The organism is Mesorhizobium sp. WSM3873 (assembly GCF_001672445.1).
Taxonomy (GTDB): domain Bacteria; phylum Pseudomonadota; class Alphaproteobacteria; order Rhizobiales; family Rhizobiaceae; genus Mesorhizobium.
The window spans coordinates 167,701-182,964 of record NZ_LYTM01000012.1; the positions used below are offsets into that span (position 1 = coordinate 167,701).

Here is a 15,264-nt window from a genome sequence, read left to right on the forward strand (position 1 = left end):
CTTTTGCCTGGACTGGAAACCGTAAGTCTTAGTTGGCAACACAGAAATGCTGTTCGCCATCGTTGCCCGTGAATGTGCCGGTACGCGAGTTGAAGGTGCGGTAGCGGTCGGAGCAATACTCGTACCATTCGCGGGTCCACGGCTCGGCATAGCGGTCGGCATAGACGACGCGCGGCTGTACATAGTAGCGGCGAACGGGGCGGTCGACATAATAGCCGTCATCATAGGCGGGATCGTAGTATCTCGGCCCAGGGTTGCTGAGAGCACTACCGATCAGGGCGCCCGCCGCCAGGCCGACAACGCCCGCGGCAAGGGCGTCGCCGCCATTGTGATGATGACGACGCCAGCGCCAATCATCAGCATTTGCCGCCGAGAAGGTGGCCAAAGTGGTCGCGGCGACGCCGGCGGTCACAATGGCGGTCTTGAGAATTCGGTTCATTTTCGGTCTCCTTCGCGCCGGCCCGCGTATTTCAGGGGATGCGGGTCGGCTTTAGCTGGGGTTAATAGAAGACCGTGGCTGAACGGAGGCTGAACGGCACTGCGCGAACGATTTCGCGGCTCGACAAAATTCCGAGCTCTGCGGGAGCGCCCCGCCTGCTCAGTCTCCGTCGGATCTGTCTTGAGCCGGCTTAGCCGATAGACAGGTTGACGGCCTTCGGACCCTTGCCTCGCTTGTCGGGCTCGGTGTCGAATGTCACTTTCTGCCCATCCTCAAGACCGGGAAGGCCCGACGCCTGCACGGCCGAAATATGGACGAAGACGTCCTTCGCGCCATCGTCGGGCGTGATGAAGCCGAAGCCCTTGGCATGGTTGAAGAATTTGACGGTGCCGGTCTGCGGCATGGGAAGCTCCTTTGATCCCATCAAGTCAGTCTCGGGCCGGCAAACTGCCCGAGAGGAAATTTGTCCTTTATTTTAGCGCTATCGGCAAGAGAAAGTTTTCGCCTGCCAATACAACTATTTGCCGGACAAAAAAGGGCGCGACGGAACCGTCGCGCCCTTGAAAACTCAAGCTTCCTGCGAAGCCGATTCATGATCCCGCCGCGCCGTTCATCAGCGGAAGGACGGCAGCGTCGCCCGCTCAGGCGGCGCGGAGGTTGACCGCCTTCGGACCCTTGCCCATGCGGTCAGGCTCGACGTCGAAGGTGACCTTCTGGCCATCGACGAGCGTGCGCAGGCCGGAGGCCTCGATCGCGGAGATGTGGACGAACACGTCCTTGGCGCCGCCGTCAGGCGTGATGAAGCCGAAGCCTTTGGTGGCGTTGAAGAACTTTACGGTGCCGGTCTGGGCCATGGGGGAAACTCCTTCACCCGTATCAGTCTCGTGGGCTCGCCCGCTTCCTTGGGCTGATCCCGGTGTTGCTTCGGCAGTCATGCATTCGCGCATGGTCAAAGCCCCCGCCGAAAAACGGGGCCGTCAGAGATTCACACTATCGGGGAAAGGTCGTCCAAAACGTGCCGCTCTCCGGGTCGCAAATGCCCGAACACCAAATTTATTACACGGAAATGTGATGGTTGCAAGACAGCACCGCGGGCCGCCCTCGGCGCGCCCAACGCGAGGCCATCGATAGACCCGGCGCCATGACCGGTCATCGGCCAGTGAAAAGCCGGGCATGGGCCAATGCGAGAAGCCGACCGGCGATAAATTTCGCCCCGGGCAAAGCACAAGCCGGGGTTGCGTTCGATCCCAAAATGGCGAGGAATTGCGCGAGCTGGCGCGATCGCGCCTGAGCCAGATAGGAGAGGGACCTATGCGATTTCTTGCGGCAATCGTTTCGCGGCAGGGCCTTGTCGCCCTGCTACTGTCGGCATTGCTGGCGGCCTGTACCGTGGTCGTCGACGAAGGACCGCGTCCGCGTCCGCCGAGGCCGCATCCGCAGCTCTGCACGATGCAATACGAACCAGTGTGCGCAAGACGCGGCGGCGACCGCCAGACCTTCGCCAATGCCTGCCTGGCGGAGCGGGCAGGGTATCGTATCGTGCGTGACGGGCCTTGCCGGGATGGCGGCGGTGGCGGCGAGCAAACCTTCTGCACCCGCGAATACGCGCCGGTCTGCGCCAGACGCTACGGCGAGGTGCGCACTTTCCCGAATGCGTGCGAGGCTCGCGCGGCGGACTATCGCATCATCGGCGACGGGCCTTGCTAGCGGTATTGCGGGCAAGTCGTCAGAGCGCTGCCCACACACTTGCATCTGCCGCCCGCTTGGCTTAGGTCCGGCGGGCGGACAAATACGGCAGGTTTCCCATTAACAGAGATCAGAGAAGAGCGGCAAACGCGGGCGGCAAGCCAGGATCGGCGAGCCCCCTCGATCCCTATGTGCAACGGGCGCTGCAGCTGCATCAGGCAGGACGCCGGCAGGAGGCGGAGTCGCTTTACCGGCAGGTGCTGGGGCAGCAGCCTAATCATGCCGCCGCGCTGCATTTCCTCGGGCTCCTCCTGCACCAGACCGGTCGCAGCGAGGAAGGGCTGGATCTCATCGAGCAGTCGGTCACGCTGCAGCCCCAAAATGCCGATTTCCTCAACAACATGGGCACGGTGATGCGCGACCTCGGCCGCGTTGCCGCCGCCGTCGATTTCTTCCGCGGCGCGGTGGACATCCGCCCGGACCAACTCGCGGCGCGCGACAATCTCGGCTCGTCGCTGAAGCAGCTCGGCCAGTTCGAGGGCGCTGAGGAGATCTATCGCGGCACGATCGGCCGCAACCCGTTCCATGTCCGCGCCCGCATCGGCCTTGCCGAGACGCTGCAGGAAGCCGGGCGGCTCGATGAGGCGATCGCGCTCTTCCGCGAGTCGCTGTCGATCCGGCCCAAGGATGCCGAGCTGCTCTACGGGCTGGGCGTCGCCCTGATGGAGAAGGGCAAGCTCGCCGAGGCCGCCGATCTAGCCCGCCAGGCGGTGGCGATCGCTCCGGCGATGGCGAAAGCCTGGCTTCTGCTGACCCAGGTCAAGCGCCAGACCGAGCGCGACGCCGAGCTTGCCGGCATGGAGGCCGAGCACGCCAAGGCGCCGCAGGACAGCCTTGCGCGCATGCAGCTTTCCTTCGGCCTCGGCAAGGCCAATGACGATCTGAAGGATTATGGCCGCGCCTTCGACTATTTCGCCGAGGGCAATGCGATCCGCCGGAAGGGCATCGATTACGACCCGGTGAGAACGCGCGACGAGTTCGAAGCGATGAAGTCGGCCTTCGACAAGGCCTTCTTCGAAAAGCACAGGCCGAGCGACATTTCCGACGACACGGCGATCTTCGTCGTCGGCATGCCGCGTTCCGGCACGACGCTGGTCGAGCAGATCATCGCCAGCCATCCGCAGGTCTTTGGCGCGGGCGAGCTCAGCATCCTGAAGTCGGCCGTCGGCAAGCAGTTTCCGATGAGCATGCCGGGCGGTTTTCCCTCAGGGATAGCCGACATGCCGGACAAGGCCTTTGCCGAGGCCGGGCAGGCCTATATCGACATGCTGCATGCCCGGTATCCGGGCTTCCGCCATGTCACCGACAAGATGCCGGGCAACTTCCTGCTGGTCGGCTTCCTGCACATGATGCTGCCCAAGGCGAAGATCGTGCATTGCGCGCGCGACGCCGCGGCCACGTGCCTGTCGATCTTCAAAGTGCATTTCCGCGGCGACAGCCATCGTTACGGCTACGATCTCGGCGAGCTCGCCGATTTCCATAACCTCTACACCGATATCATGGCGCATTGGCACAAAGTTCTGCCCGGCGTCGTCCACGACGTGCGCTACGAGGATTTCGTCGCCGATCAGGAAGGCCAGACGCGGGCGCTGATGGCGCATTTCGGCCTGCCTTGGGACGACAAGGTGCTGGCGTTCCACGAGACCGACCGGCCGGTGCGCACGGCGTCGGCCGCGCAGGTGCGCCAGCCGATGTATCAGGGCTCGGTCGACCTGTGGAAGCGTTATGGGGAGCGGCTGAAGCCGCTGCTCGTCAAGCTCCAGAACGGATAGGGCCGGGTTGGACTGGTAGGCCGCTTGCTCTCAGCCATCGCAGGCCTGTGAGATTAGCCGCTGCCTCGCAACCTCGTCATTCCAGGGGGAAGCAGGAGCTCCGCTCCTGCTTCCCCTGGATGAGGACCGAATCGGCTGTGCTCAAACCTCGATAAATGGCTGGAAGCCGCCGAAGATCATGCGCTTCCCGTCGAAGGGCATTGTCGACCAGTCCATCTTGAGACGTTCGTCGGCCATCACTTTCGCCATGACCGCGTCGCGGCTCTGCCTGGATTCGTAAACGACCCAGGCAAAGATGACGACTTCGTCGTCCTTCGCCTGCACGGCGCGCGGGAACGAGGTCAGTTCGCCATAGGGCACGTCGTCGCCGATGCATTCGACATAGGCGAGCGCGCCGTGCTCCTTCCAGACGGCGCCGGCATTCGCAGCCATTTTCTTGTAGTCATCGAGATTTACCTTCGGCACGGCAAGCACGAAACCATCGACATAGGACATGGGTAAACTCCTTCGCTGAAAAAGAGCGCCGGGCCGGCGGGGATACGACCCGGCGCGGGTGAGCGCGTCAGCCCTGGGATTGGCGGGCGACGCTTGCTCGCTGGGAAACCTATTTTACCGGCGCGTTCATCGCCCAGGCGACGCCGAAGGGATCCTTCACCTGGCCCCAGCGGTCGCCCCAGAACATTACCTGGAGGGGCGTGACGACTTCGCAGCCGGCGTCTACCGCGCGCTTCCACCAGGCATCGACGTCGTCACTACCGAGATGGAGCTGGAGCGTATAACCCTGCGCCGCCTGATGCGGATGGCCGTGCTCGGGATAGGCGTCGCCCAGCATGAGCGTCGAGCCGTTGACATAGAGATGGATATGCATGGTGCGGCCCTTGTCGTCCGGCGGATAGGCAAAGACTTCCTCGGCCCCGAAAGCCTTCTTGTAGAACTCGGCCGCCTTGATGGCGCCGTCGACCTGCAGATAGGGGGTCAATCCGCCAAGAACTTTGGCGCGGGGCGGGTTCTGGTCGGTCATTTCACGTGTTCCTCTTCACGGGTTGATTGGGCGTTGCGATCAAAAGACGGACGAGGCGACAGCAATCCTACACGGGCAGCGGAATTTTTTTAGCGGGGCCGGGCCCGGACCGGCCGCGCAGCCGGTGAAGCCGATGACCGTCGCATGAACCCGTTGGTCACTTTCAAATGACGTCGGTCGAGAAGGTGGCTGTGCAGCGGCCGTTTCGCGTGTCGAGAATTTCCGGAAAACCGATGTCCTTGCGCAGGTCGGCCGGCAGCGAAAGCAGAATGCGCTCGCTGCGGTAGCGGGCGCGCGCCGCCGCATATTGGCTGGCGATGCGGCTGATGGATGACAAGATGGACATGATAAACTCTCCCTGGTTGGTGCCGTCAGCATCGTGTCGGCATCCCAAGGACGAGGAATGCTGCGGCAATCCGACAGGTCACCGGAATTTTTCATGCGCGCCCGGAAAGCCGGCCCGTATAGGCCGGCGCCCCGTCTAGGCTGGCCTTGTCGTGGCTATCAGTGCTCCGTCGCGGCCACCGAGCGGAAGAACCCTTCGGGACTGTCGACTTCGGTCAGCCGGCGCTTCTCGATCAGCCAGAACCGATTGCCGATCGCGCGGATGAAGGAGCGGTCGTGCGAGGCGAGCAGGCAGCTTGCCTGATGCTTCAGCAACTCGTCCTCCAGCGCTTCCTGGCCGTCAATGTCGAGGTGATTGGTCGGCTCGTCGAGGAGGTAGAAATTGGGGTTGAGAAGCCGCAGCACCAGCAACATCAGCCTCGACCGCTGTCCGCCCGACAACGCGGCGATCCTTTTCTCCTGCATCTCTATGGCGACGCCGGCGCCGGCGAGAAGCGAGCGGGCGCGCTGCTCGCCGATCTCGAAGCGGCGCGAGACCATCGCCAGCGGGGTGGCGTCGGCGCCGATGCCGGACAGAGCCTGGTCGCTGTAGCCGAGCACGGTCGACGGCGTCACCTTGACGCTTTCTTCCGACCCCGGTTCGGCGATGGCGGCGCGGATCATCGCAATGAAGCGCGATTTGCCGACACCGTTGCGGCCGAGCAGCACGATGCGGTCGCCTTGGCAGATATGGCGCTTGCCGGTCCTGAACAGCAGCGTGCCGTCGGGCGTTTCGACCGCCGGGTCGTCGAGCGTGATCAGCACCTTGGCGTGGGTGCCGCGGTTGGCCAATCGGATCGCGCCGGCCGAACGCTCGCGATGCGCTGCCACGGCTGCATCTTCCAGCCTTTCGGCCCGCTCCCTGAGCTGCTTGGTTTTGACCGTCAGCAGGTCGCTGCCGGAATTGATGCCGATGTTGTTGAGCTTGGCTGCCTGCCGGCGCAACTGCTGTGCGACCTTCATGTCGCGCTCGAACCGCCGCGCCGTCGAGGCGTCGACCTCGTCGAGCGCCTGCCGGGCGCGCGAATAGGGCAGCGAAAACACCGGCGATTCTTCCGGGCGCAGGAAGAGCGTGCGGTTGGTGGTGGCGTCGAGAAAGGCGCGGTCGTGGCTGGCGATGATCACCGGGACCTCGCGTGGCAGCGCGTTGAGCCAGGTTTCGAGCTGGCCGATCTTGGCGAGGTCGAGATGGTTGGTCGGCTCGTCGAGCAGAAGCACGTCCGGGTTGGTGACCCAGACGCGGGCGATCAGCGCCAGCCTTTGCCAGCCGCCGCTCAAGGCCCGCATCGGCCTGTCGCGCATGTCCTCGGGCACATCGAGCGAATCCAGCACCACGTCGACGCGCCAAAGCTCGCTGCCAAGCTGCTCAGGCGGCAAGGCATCGGCAACCACCTGATGGAAGCTACGGTCGAGCTGCGCGCCGGGGACGGATTGCTCGACATGGCCGACGCGCAAGCCGCGCGTCCGGGTGATGTCGCCGCTCGTGGCGTCCAGCTCGCCCGCCAGGCATCTGAGCAGGGTGGTTTTGCCACGGCCGTTCGCCGCGACGATGCCCAGCCGGTCGCCGGCACCGATGATGAGGTCGAGGTTGGAGAAGAGCGGCGCACTCATGGTGACGCCGAGGGATTTGAGGCTGATCAGGGCCATGTCGATTTCTCTGGTCTTGCCGGAGCCCGGCTCAATGCACTTTGACGGTGCGCCGGTAGGCCATCAGGCCGAGATCAGCGGCACCACGAAGGGCAGACCAAAAATCGAAGCGGGGGAAAATTCCCGGACCGTCCTGGTCAGCCCTGCAAGCAAGCTCGCAGGGCACAGACAGGGCCGCGCTGACGGTGGTGATCGATAGACACGCAGCCCTCCTTTCCAGATGTTCGAGTTGGGGAAACTGGTACACCTGGGGAGGGGGCATGGCAAGGGGCGGCAGGACAGAGCGGGGGCGCTGAACCTACCGATCTCCCCTCTTGTGGGCCCATTGTGGGCGAGATGTCCGGCAGGACAGAGCGCTGTCCCGCCGGCAACATATCAATCTCTTCAGAAATCAGTGCCCCGGCCGCCCAGTCTTGCTCGGCCGGCGCTTTTGACGGCGCTCATCGGCTGGGTCTTCGTAAGAGCCGATGCCAGAGCGCTGGCGGACGATGGGTTTATCGTCGCGTTCCTTCGCGCCCCCCTCTGTCCTGCCGGACATCTCCCCCACAAGGGGGGAGATTGGCCGTGGCTTCGTAGGCACCGTTCCTTCGACGGGTTTTTCGGTCCGGCGCACCGTCATCTCGTCGAGCGAGTTCTTGCGGAACAGCGACCCGGTGCGGTCGCCCGGGATGCCGAAGTCGGAGCCATGCGCTTCCTGCGCCGATTGCTTCTTGAACAGCGAACGCGAGACCGCGCCAGCCGGCGTCGGCATGTCGGTGCCCGGTCCCATGTCGTCGATCGACGGCTTGGCGAAAAGCGGATTCTTCACCGGCACCGCGCCGTCGGCGCCCATCTCGTCGAGATGCGGCTTGCGGAACAGGCCCTTGGCGTCGTCATCGACGGAGCGGTGCACCGCACGTCCCTTGTTGTGCCTGCCTTTCTCGCGGCCGGAAACCGGGCTTTCCATATCGGCGTAGCGGGCAAGCGGGTCGTCCGAGATGGACAGTTCCATCTCCCGCAGCCGCTTGATCTCGTCGCGGATGCGGGCGGCCTTCTCGAAGTCGAGATTGGCGGCGGCATCGCGCATCTGCTTGTCCAGCGCCTCGAGATGGGTTTTCAGATTGTTGCCGATCATGGCGCCGGCATCGTCGGTGAACTGCGAGATGTCGGCGCGCACGTGGTCCTTCTCGTAGACGGAATCGAGGATGTCGGCGATGCGCGACTTGACCGATTCCGGCGTGATGCCGTTGGCCGCGTTCCACTCCATCTGCTTCTCGCGGCGGCGGTTGGTCTCCGCCATCGCCCGTTCCATCGAGCCGGTGATCTGGTCGGCGTAGAGGATGACCTTGCCGTCGACGTTGCGCGCGGCGCGGCCGATCGTCTGGATCAGCGAGGTCTCGGAGCGCAAAAAACCTTCCTTGTCGGCGTCGAGGATGGCGACGAAGCCGCATTCGGGAATGTCGAGGCCTTCGCGGAGCAGGTTGATGCCGACCAGCACGTCGAAGGCGCCGAGGCGCAGGTCGCGCAGGATCTCGATGCGCTCCAGCGTGTCGATGTCGGAATGCATGTAGCGGACTCGAATGCCGTTCTCATGCAGATATTCGGTGAGGTCTTCGGCCATGCGCTTGGTGAGAACCGTGACCAGCGTGCGGTAGCCCAGCCTGGTCGTCTCGCGGATTTCGCCGACGACATCGTCGACCTGGCTCTTGGCGGGGCGCACCTCGACCGGCGGGTCGATCAGCCCGGTCGGGCGGATGACCTGCTCGGCGAAGACGCCGCCGGACTGGTCGAGCTCCCAGCCGCCCGGCGTCGCCGAGACGGCGATCGACAGCGGGCGCATGGCGTCCCATTCCTCGAAGCGCAGCGGCCGGTTGTCCATGCAGGAGGGCAGGCGGAAGCCATACTCGGCCAGCGTCGCCTTGCGGCGGAAGTCGCCGCGATACATGCCGCCGATCTGCGGCACTGTGACGTGGCTCTCGTCGATGAAGATCAGCGCATTGTCCGGCACATATTCGAACAGGGTCGGCGGCGGCTCGCCCGGCTGGCGACCGGTGAGATAGCGCGAATAATTCTCGATGCCGGCGCAGGAACCGGTCGCTTCGAGCATCTCGAGGTCGAAGCGCGTGCGCTGCTCGAGACGTTGCGCTTCAAGCAGACGGCCAGCCTTTTCAAGCTCTTGCAGGCGGTATTGCAGCTCTTCCTTGATCGACTTGATAGCCTGATTCAAGGTCGGCCGCGGCGTCACATAGTGCGAATTGGCGTAGATCTTGACGCTCTTCAGCTCGCCGGTCTTCTGGCCGGTCAGCGGATCGAACTCGGTGATCGCCTCGATCTCGTCGCCGAACATCGAGATGCGCCAGGCGCGGTCTTCGAGGTGGGCCGGAAAGATCTCGATCGTGTCGCCGCGCACGCGGAACGAGCCGCGCACGAAGTTGATGTCCTGGCGCTTGTATTGCTGGGCGACGAGGTCGGCAAGCAAGGCGCGCTGGTCGAGCCGGTCACCGACCTGCATCTGAAAGGTCATCGCCGTGTAGGTCTCGACCGAGCCGATACCATAGATGCAGGAGACGGAGGCGACGATGATGACGTCATCACGCTCCAGCAGCGAGCGCGTCGCCGAGTGGCGCATGCGGTCGATCTGCTCGTTGATCGAGGATTCCTTCTCGATATAGGTGTCGGTGCGCGGGACGTAGGCTTCCGGCTGGTAGTAGTCGTAATAGGAGACGAAATACTCGACCGCGTTTTCGGGGAAGAATTTCTTGAACTCGGCGTAGAGCTGCGCGGCCAGCGTCTTGTTCGGCGCCAGGATCAGGGCAGGGCGCTGCGTTTCCTCGATCACCTTGGCCATGGTGAAGGTCTTGCCGGAGCCGGTCACGCCGAGCAGCACCTGGGTGCGGTCGCTTTGCTCGACACCCTCGACAAGGTCCTTGATGGCGGTCGGCTGGTCGCCGGCGGGCTCGAAATCCGACACCATCTTGATGGCGATGCCGCCTTCCGATTTTTCCGGCCGGGCAGGCCGGTGCGGCGTCCAAAGCTGGCCATCCTTATGCAGCGGATTGCCGGATTCGATGAGCCTCGACAGTGCGGCGACGGTCGCGGTCACACCGCTCGAGGAAACCTGCTCGGCGTCCTCCAGGCTGATGTCGAGACCGGCCACCGGGTTGAGGCCGGCGGCGGCGCGTTCTTTCGCCGATGCCGCGCCGCCCATCGAGGTGCCGCGCGCCGTGCGCCCGGGCGCAGCAGAGCGCTCGGGGACCTTCCTCGGCGCTTTAGCCTTCGGCTGCTTTTGCGCCTCGCGCTCGATCTGCCCGGCCCAATCGGAGATCGAGCCGGTGAGAGGCGCGCCGGAGAACTCGCTTTGCGGTGCTTCGGCGAAGCCGCCGCGCTCCAGGGGCTCGGCGGCGTCGAGGAATTCGGTCAGCGGACTGCGCCGTTTCGGCGCGCCCTCTTGCGCCGGCGAGGGCGTTTTCTTGTCGGTGCGTTTGGCCATGGCCCGAATATGGGAGGACTCGGCCGAAATGGAAAGAGCGGAGTGAAATGCCGGGTGCGCGCTGCCGAGCCTGCTGACAGAAGGCTGTCAGGAGGCATGTCGCACGCGCCGTTTCGTTTCAGTTGAACCACAGCGCGAAGGTCAGGAAGCCGGCGCCGCCGAACTCGCGCTGAATCTGATTGAAATCGTCGCTGGTGAGGATTTTTCCACTTTCGAGATAAGGCGCGATGGCCGTGCCGGTGATCGACAGGACGAGGTCGAAAGGTTTCGGCTCGTCGAAGAAGCGCTTCATGTTGATGCCTTTGCCGATGATGCGGAAATGCGGCAGCAGCACGCGGCCTTCAAGAAGGTCCTCAGCCATGGTCAGGGCGGCAAGCCATGCCTGCAATTGCGCCTCGCCGACCTCGAGGCCGGTGAGCGGGTTGACGCCCTTCTGCTGCGGTCCCGGCAGCCATTCGCGGTCATTGTCGGTTTCGGCGCGTATCGCTTTCCAGTCCTCGCGCGAAAGCCGGATCATCTCCAGCAGGTGACGGCGCGCCGCCTTGCGGCGCTCCGGCTCGATCACCGGCCAGTTGACGAGATGCACCAGCGAGATGAAGTCGGCAAAGCGCCATTCCGAGGCGAAGATGCTGCCGCTCATGCCGCCATCCGGCGGGACCAGCGCGTCCTGCAGCGGCAGTTTCGCGTGCGGAAACAGCATGTGGAAAGAGCCGTCGAACATGGCTCTGAAATCATGCGCCAGCCAGACATCGGCCTGCGCCATCAGGAACTCGGCGTAACCTTGCAGCCAGAAACCGTCGGCGCGGTCGAAGCGGAAGGTAAGCGAAGGGGCGGCATCGCTTGCGTCGACGCCGCCGCGTGAGAGCGAGGCCATGATCGCGGCGATGCTTTCGTCAGGCGCGATGTTGCCGTCCTCGTTGAGATCGATGCCGGCGTGAGCGAGGTCGACCACTATGCCGATAGCGGCGTCGGCGGGCACCGAGCCCAGCGTGGCGGCGGACTTCTCCAGACGGTCGCGGAAAGCGATCAAAATGGCGCGGAACTTTTCGTAGGTCAGCGGCTCGGGACTGGGATTGTCCGGCACGGGCAGCCGCATCAGCGGTAGCATGAAGGATTGCGGGCTCTCGAAACCGTGCCGATGCAGACCGCTGGCCAGGATTTCCAGCGCGGTAAAGAATTCGCCGGCGCCGGCGGCATAGGCCGATGCCGGATCGCCCGGTGCCGCCGCCTCCAGTGCCGCCAAGGCAGTATTCCGATCCGCTACGGTCTTCGCCTCGAACAGGGCGGCCGGGTCGGGGCTAGCCGCTTTGGCGTAAGCAAACGGCAGGAGCAGCAAGAGTGTGAGTGCCACAAGGCCCGACAGTCGCTTCACGATGGATCCTCCCGTCCCAATCCCGCCAGCCACAATATACGGATTTGCGGCGCTTCGCCTGCAGCTTTCTCCTATCGCGTAGACGGTCTACACACGATGGCAAACGGTTGGGCATCGCGTGTCGAATTATCCGCTCTCCTACAAATTGTCGTGGCTGCCGCGTTTTCTGAAGCCGTCGCTTGGCGGCGACAGAAACGGTTTCGCGGCGCCGGCAGCGACGCTGATGGTGCCGGGGCCAACGCAAACTGTGCGGCTTGCCTTCATCGGCGACCTGTCGGCGGTCGCCAATCGCAGGGTGCCGGAATGCGACCCTGCGATCGCGGCGCTGCTCGCTTCGGCCGATCTCGTGGTCGGCAATTGCGAAAGCCCGATCGTCGAGCGGCCGAGCGCGGTGGCGGGCACGCGGCTTGGCACGCATCACGCGATGAGCGAACGCTTCCTGGCGGATTCGCTGGCAGCCGTCGGCATTGCCCGTGACAGGCTCGTGCTGTCGCTCGCCAACAATCATGTCCTCGACCAGGGCGTTGCCGGCTTCGACGAGACGGTGGCGGCGCTGAAGCGGGTCGGCATCCGCACCATCGGCACCACAGCCGGCGGCCTGGTCCAACACCAGGCCGCCGGGCCGCTGACGATCGGCTTCGCCGCGTTCACGCTTTGGCGCAACGCTGACGAGGCCGAATTTCGGGCGCGGATTTGCATGGCGGGCGATCCGGCCGAATGGCCGCTCGGGGTCCTCGCGGACGTCGACCTGCTGTGCGCGGTGCCGCATTGGGACTGGGAATTCCGACATTTTCCGAAAACAGCGACGCGGGCGCTGGCGCGACGGCTGGTGGGCCACGGCGTCCGGCTGATTGCCGGCCACCACGCCCATGTCGTGCAGCCGCTCGAGCGCATCGGCGATGCGCTCGTCGCCTACGGTCTCGGCGACTTCCTCGGCACGGCTTTTGCCAGGCAGCCATGGCCCGGCCGCATCGGTTCGATCCTGGTCGTCGACGTCCGCACGGACGCAGCCGCGCGAGGCAAGATTGCCGCTTACAAACTGCATTTCTTCATGCGCCTCGCCAAAGGCGGCCATGAGCGGCTGGTGCCGGTGGAGGCGCTGGAGGAGGGATTGTTGAAGCGCAAGGTTACCGAACGCCTGAGCGCGATCTTTTCCGGCTGACAGCCGACTTCTGACCGGACCGACTGGCCGCGGCGAGCTTGCCGCAAATGCAGCTGTAATGCGTTGGATGCAGTTCAGCAGTCGAAGCCGTATTGGGTGCGCATGTAGTCCGCCTCTTCCTTGGACATTTTCTTGAACATCACGCAGACGGTGAAGCTGCCGACCTGATGGCCGTCCCTGGTGTATCCCCAGTCGGAGATATCGTCCTTGGAGAATTCGATGTTCTGGCCGAATACGACGAGCGGATGGTAACGGGAACGGAAGCGCTCCCGGTCGTCAAAGAGTCGAAAGCGCCGAGCGCCGGAGAAGACAGGACATGCGAATGAAACTTGCTGCCACGGCGATCGCGATGATCATTCTTGGTGCGTCCTCGGCCCGCGCCGAAGATCTGAAAGCTTTCAAGCTGACGATCGATGGCGTGGCGGTCGAAATCGATCCCGGCGAGGATGCAGACGTGACCTTGCCCGGCGGCAAGACGGCCAGGGTGCGGCTCGACCGCAACGACTTCGCCACTTTCTCAGGCGGCACGTTTTCCTTTGTTCATCCGAGCAGCATTTCCGTCACCAAGACGGATCTCGGCGAGAGCATCACCCAATACCTCGCTGCCTCGGCCCTCGGCACCCGTCGTCGTGGTGCAGGAATACGGCAAGATGAATCCAGTGTCGCTCAATCAGCTGATGCTGCAGGAGATGACCAAGGAGACGGTTGAGGCGGGCGGCACGCTGTCGCAGGAGCCGACGACCCGCAAGCTCGCCGACGGCAAGCAGTTGATCGGCATCAAGGCCACCGTAAAGACGCGTACCGACAAAGCCGATTTTGAGATCGTCGGCTTCGGTCTTGCCGATCAGGGACTGCTGTTCATCACGCGCATCGGCGATCAGGACACCGCAACCGAGCAACCGATGATCGACAAATTCTGGCAGACGCTGAAGGTCAAACTGTAAGGCGCGCTGATATTCAAGTGATGCCGGCCCCTGGAATACCAGTTTCCTGCGCTTCCGGTGCTGGATTACAGCCCGCTCGGCACCAGTCCCGCCAGCCAGTTCGCCGATCGCTTTGCCATGTCCACCGTCGCGTTGGCCGCGCGGCCGAGATCGGTCTTGACCACGGCATAACCAGCCTTGGTGCGATAGAGCACGGCGCTGCCGCCGTCGACCGCGGCCTCGAAGGCAACAGGCCGCGCGGCTTCCGTCTCGCTGGCCGTCACCGTCGTGCCGACCGGGACGCTCGGCCGACGGCTGAGCTCGGGCGGCAATGGGGCAATGGGTTCGACGACGCGGTTCGGCGGCCTCAGCTCCGGCCTTGACGCATTGGCTGCGAGCTCCGAAGTCGATGCCGACCCTTTGGTGCGGCAGATGCCGGAAACCAGCGGATAATTGAAATTGCGCTGATGCAGCATCTGGCTCTTCATCGCCGCTTCGCAGTCGGCAATCGTCGCCCATTTGGCGGGAGTCTCGCCGATATACTCGCAGAGCTTGGCGTCGCAGTCGCAGCCGACAATGGTCATGGCGACAAGGGCGGTCTTGATCACGGTCTTGTCCCTTTGAACTTCGTTCCCAGGCGATCAATCGCCGGGGAACAAGGCGGGATTTGGCCGCGATTGTGAATTCAGCGTGTCGGCGCGTTGCTTGGCTTGCGACTGTGGCGGGGAAGCATCAGTGGCAGATGCTGGGGCGGTGCCGGACGCTGGGAAGGGCCGGTGAAGGGGCAGCCCAAAAGACAGTCGGCGCTGGGATTGCTCCCAGCGCCTCCCTGTCAGATCAGGAACCGGTTACGGCAGCAACTTCCGTAAAGTCGTCGCGCCAGGCCGGCCTTGATTTTGACGGTCCTGCCAGTCGCCACCCGAAGGCAGCGTCCGTTCCAGACCACGCCGATCTCCGCCCTTGCGGGCTTTGCCGGCGCACCATCGAAGGTTTCACCCGCCTTCATGGCAGCATCGGTCCGCCGTCGGCGTTCGCACGCTTTCCGCGGCACCCCGTAGGTCTCGGCATCCGTCCCTCCAGCAGGCGAACCTGCTCTCGTTCTGGGCCGTACGGGCCTCAGGAAATCCGCCTTGCGCTTCTGCCTTTCGGCCGGAGCGTTCGGTAGCCGCCTGAGATGGGTTCAATGTATGCCGGGTAAGGAATTTGCGGAATAGACGCGGACCTGTGGATAGCGGGATTATCGGGGACCGATGCGACAAGTCTCGGAATTTGCGGGCCGAACGCCTTAGACAGCCTGCCCCCATTTTCCGCGGTCCTTTCGACGATGAG

General features: G+C 64.0%; 16 protein-coding genes. 5 read left to right on the forward strand and 11 right to left on the reverse strand.

Annotated elements, in window-relative coordinates:
• Positions 1 to 28 precede the first annotated feature (28 nt).
• The 3 genes from A9K71_RS10665 to A9K71_RS10675 form a co-directional block, all read right to left on the reverse strand.
• Complete coding sequence (locus A9K71_RS10665; RefSeq protein ID WP_066994411.1) at positions 29 to 439, reverse strand: BA14K family protein; 411 nt, start codon at positions 437 to 439, stop codon at positions 29 to 31.
• A 190-nt stretch (positions 440 to 629) separates the two neighbouring features.
• Entirely contained in the window at positions 630 to 842 is a 213-nt protein-coding gene (locus tag A9K71_RS10670) for a cold-shock protein (RefSeq protein ID WP_006202521.1), read from the reverse strand.
• Between the two features lie 238 nt (positions 843 to 1,080).
• A complete protein-coding gene (locus tag A9K71_RS10675; protein ID WP_006202520.1) occupies positions 1,081 to 1,293 on the reverse strand; it encodes a cold-shock protein in 213 nt (70 codons plus the stop codon).
• A 457-nt stretch (positions 1,294 to 1,750) separates the two neighbouring features.
• Here A9K71_RS10675 and A9K71_RS10680 point away from each other — a divergent pair, with 457 nt between their 5' ends.
• Positions 1,751 to 2,146 carry a Kazal-type serine protease inhibitor domain-containing protein gene (locus A9K71_RS10680; RefSeq protein ID WP_066994414.1) on the forward strand — a complete coding sequence of 132 codons (396 nt, stop codon included), beginning with the start codon at positions 1,751 to 1,753 and terminating at the stop codon, positions 2,144 to 2,146.
• 170 nt (positions 2,147 to 2,316) lie between these two features.
• Positions 2,317 to 3,957 (forward strand): tetratricopeptide repeat-containing sulfotransferase family protein, encoded by a 1,641-nt coding sequence (locus A9K71_RS10685; RefSeq protein WP_066994417.1) that lies wholly within the window; start codon positions 2,317 to 2,319, stop codon positions 3,955 to 3,957.
• 141 nt (positions 3,958 to 4,098) lie between these two features.
• Here A9K71_RS10685 and A9K71_RS10690 read toward each other — a convergent pair whose 3' ends face one another.
• The 6 genes from A9K71_RS10690 to A9K71_RS10720 all read right to left on the reverse strand — a co-directional run bounded on the left by A9K71_RS10690 (position 4,099) and on the right by A9K71_RS10720 (position 11,850).
• Complete coding sequence (locus tag A9K71_RS10690) at positions 4,099 to 4,452, reverse strand: DUF1428 family protein (RefSeq protein ID WP_066994420.1); 354 nt, start codon at positions 4,450 to 4,452, stop codon at positions 4,099 to 4,101.
• A gap of 109 nt (positions 4,453 to 4,561) precedes the next feature.
• The gene (locus tag A9K71_RS10695; RefSeq protein ID WP_066994423.1) at positions 4,562 to 4,978 is read right to left on the reverse strand and encodes a glyoxalase/bleomycin resistance/extradiol dioxygenase family protein; all 417 of its coding nucleotides are present in this window, start codon (positions 4,976 to 4,978) and stop codon (positions 4,562 to 4,564) included.
• 163 nt (positions 4,979 to 5,141) lie between these two features.
• Entirely contained in the window at positions 5,142 to 5,324 is a 183-nt protein-coding gene (locus A9K71_RS10700) for a hypothetical protein (protein WP_066994426.1), read from the reverse strand.
• Positions 5,325 to 5,482: 158 nt separating this feature from the next.
• Entirely contained in the window at positions 5,483 to 7,009 is a 1,527-nt protein-coding gene (locus tag A9K71_RS10705; RefSeq protein WP_066994428.1) for an ABC-F family ATP-binding cassette domain-containing protein, read from the reverse strand.
• Positions 7,010 to 7,400: 391 nt separating this feature from the next.
• A complete protein-coding gene (gene uvrB, locus A9K71_RS10715; protein WP_066994434.1) occupies positions 7,401 to 10,478 on the reverse strand; it encodes an excinuclease ABC subunit UvrB in 3,078 nt (1,025 codons plus the stop codon).
• A gap of 118 nt (positions 10,479 to 10,596) precedes the next feature.
• Positions 10,597 to 11,850, reverse strand: a complete 1,254-nt coding sequence (locus tag A9K71_RS10720; protein WP_066994437.1) for a hypothetical protein — start codon at positions 11,848 to 11,850, stop codon at positions 10,597 to 10,599.
• 118 nt (positions 11,851 to 11,968) lie between these two features.
• On the opposite strand from A9K71_RS10720, the gene A9K71_RS10725 reads away from it, so the two are divergent.
• Positions 11,969 to 13,012 carry a CapA family protein gene (locus A9K71_RS10725; protein WP_066994440.1) on the forward strand — a complete coding sequence of 348 codons (1,044 nt, stop codon included), beginning with the start codon at positions 11,969 to 11,971 and terminating at the stop codon, positions 13,010 to 13,012.
• A gap of 74 nt (positions 13,013 to 13,086) precedes the next feature.
• On the opposite strand, the gene A9K71_RS30195 is transcribed toward A9K71_RS10725, so the two are convergent.
• Positions 13,087 to 13,233, reverse strand: a complete 147-nt coding sequence (locus A9K71_RS30195) for a DUF2314 domain-containing protein (protein ID WP_348626987.1) — start codon at positions 13,231 to 13,233, stop codon at positions 13,087 to 13,089.
• 101 nt (positions 13,234 to 13,334) lie between these two features.
• On the opposite strand from A9K71_RS30195, the gene A9K71_RS32475 reads away from it, so the two are divergent.
• A complete protein-coding gene (locus A9K71_RS32475; RefSeq protein WP_245299580.1) occupies positions 13,335 to 13,721 on the forward strand; it encodes a cupredoxin domain-containing protein in 387 nt (128 codons plus the stop codon).
• Positions 13,672 to 13,956 carry a hypothetical protein gene (locus A9K71_RS32480; RefSeq protein WP_245299581.1) on the forward strand — a complete coding sequence of 95 codons (285 nt, stop codon included), beginning with the start codon at positions 13,672 to 13,674 and terminating at the stop codon, positions 13,954 to 13,956. The genes A9K71_RS32475 and A9K71_RS32480 overlap by 50 nt, the downstream gene beginning before the upstream one ends.
• A 65-nt stretch (positions 13,957 to 14,021) precedes the next feature.
• Here the strand turns inward: A9K71_RS32480 and A9K71_RS10735 are convergent, their stop codons facing one another.
• A complete protein-coding gene (locus tag A9K71_RS10735) occupies positions 14,022 to 14,543 on the reverse strand; it encodes a hypothetical protein (protein WP_066994444.1) in 522 nt (173 codons plus the stop codon).
• Positions 14,544 to 15,264: the final 721 nt, after the last annotated feature.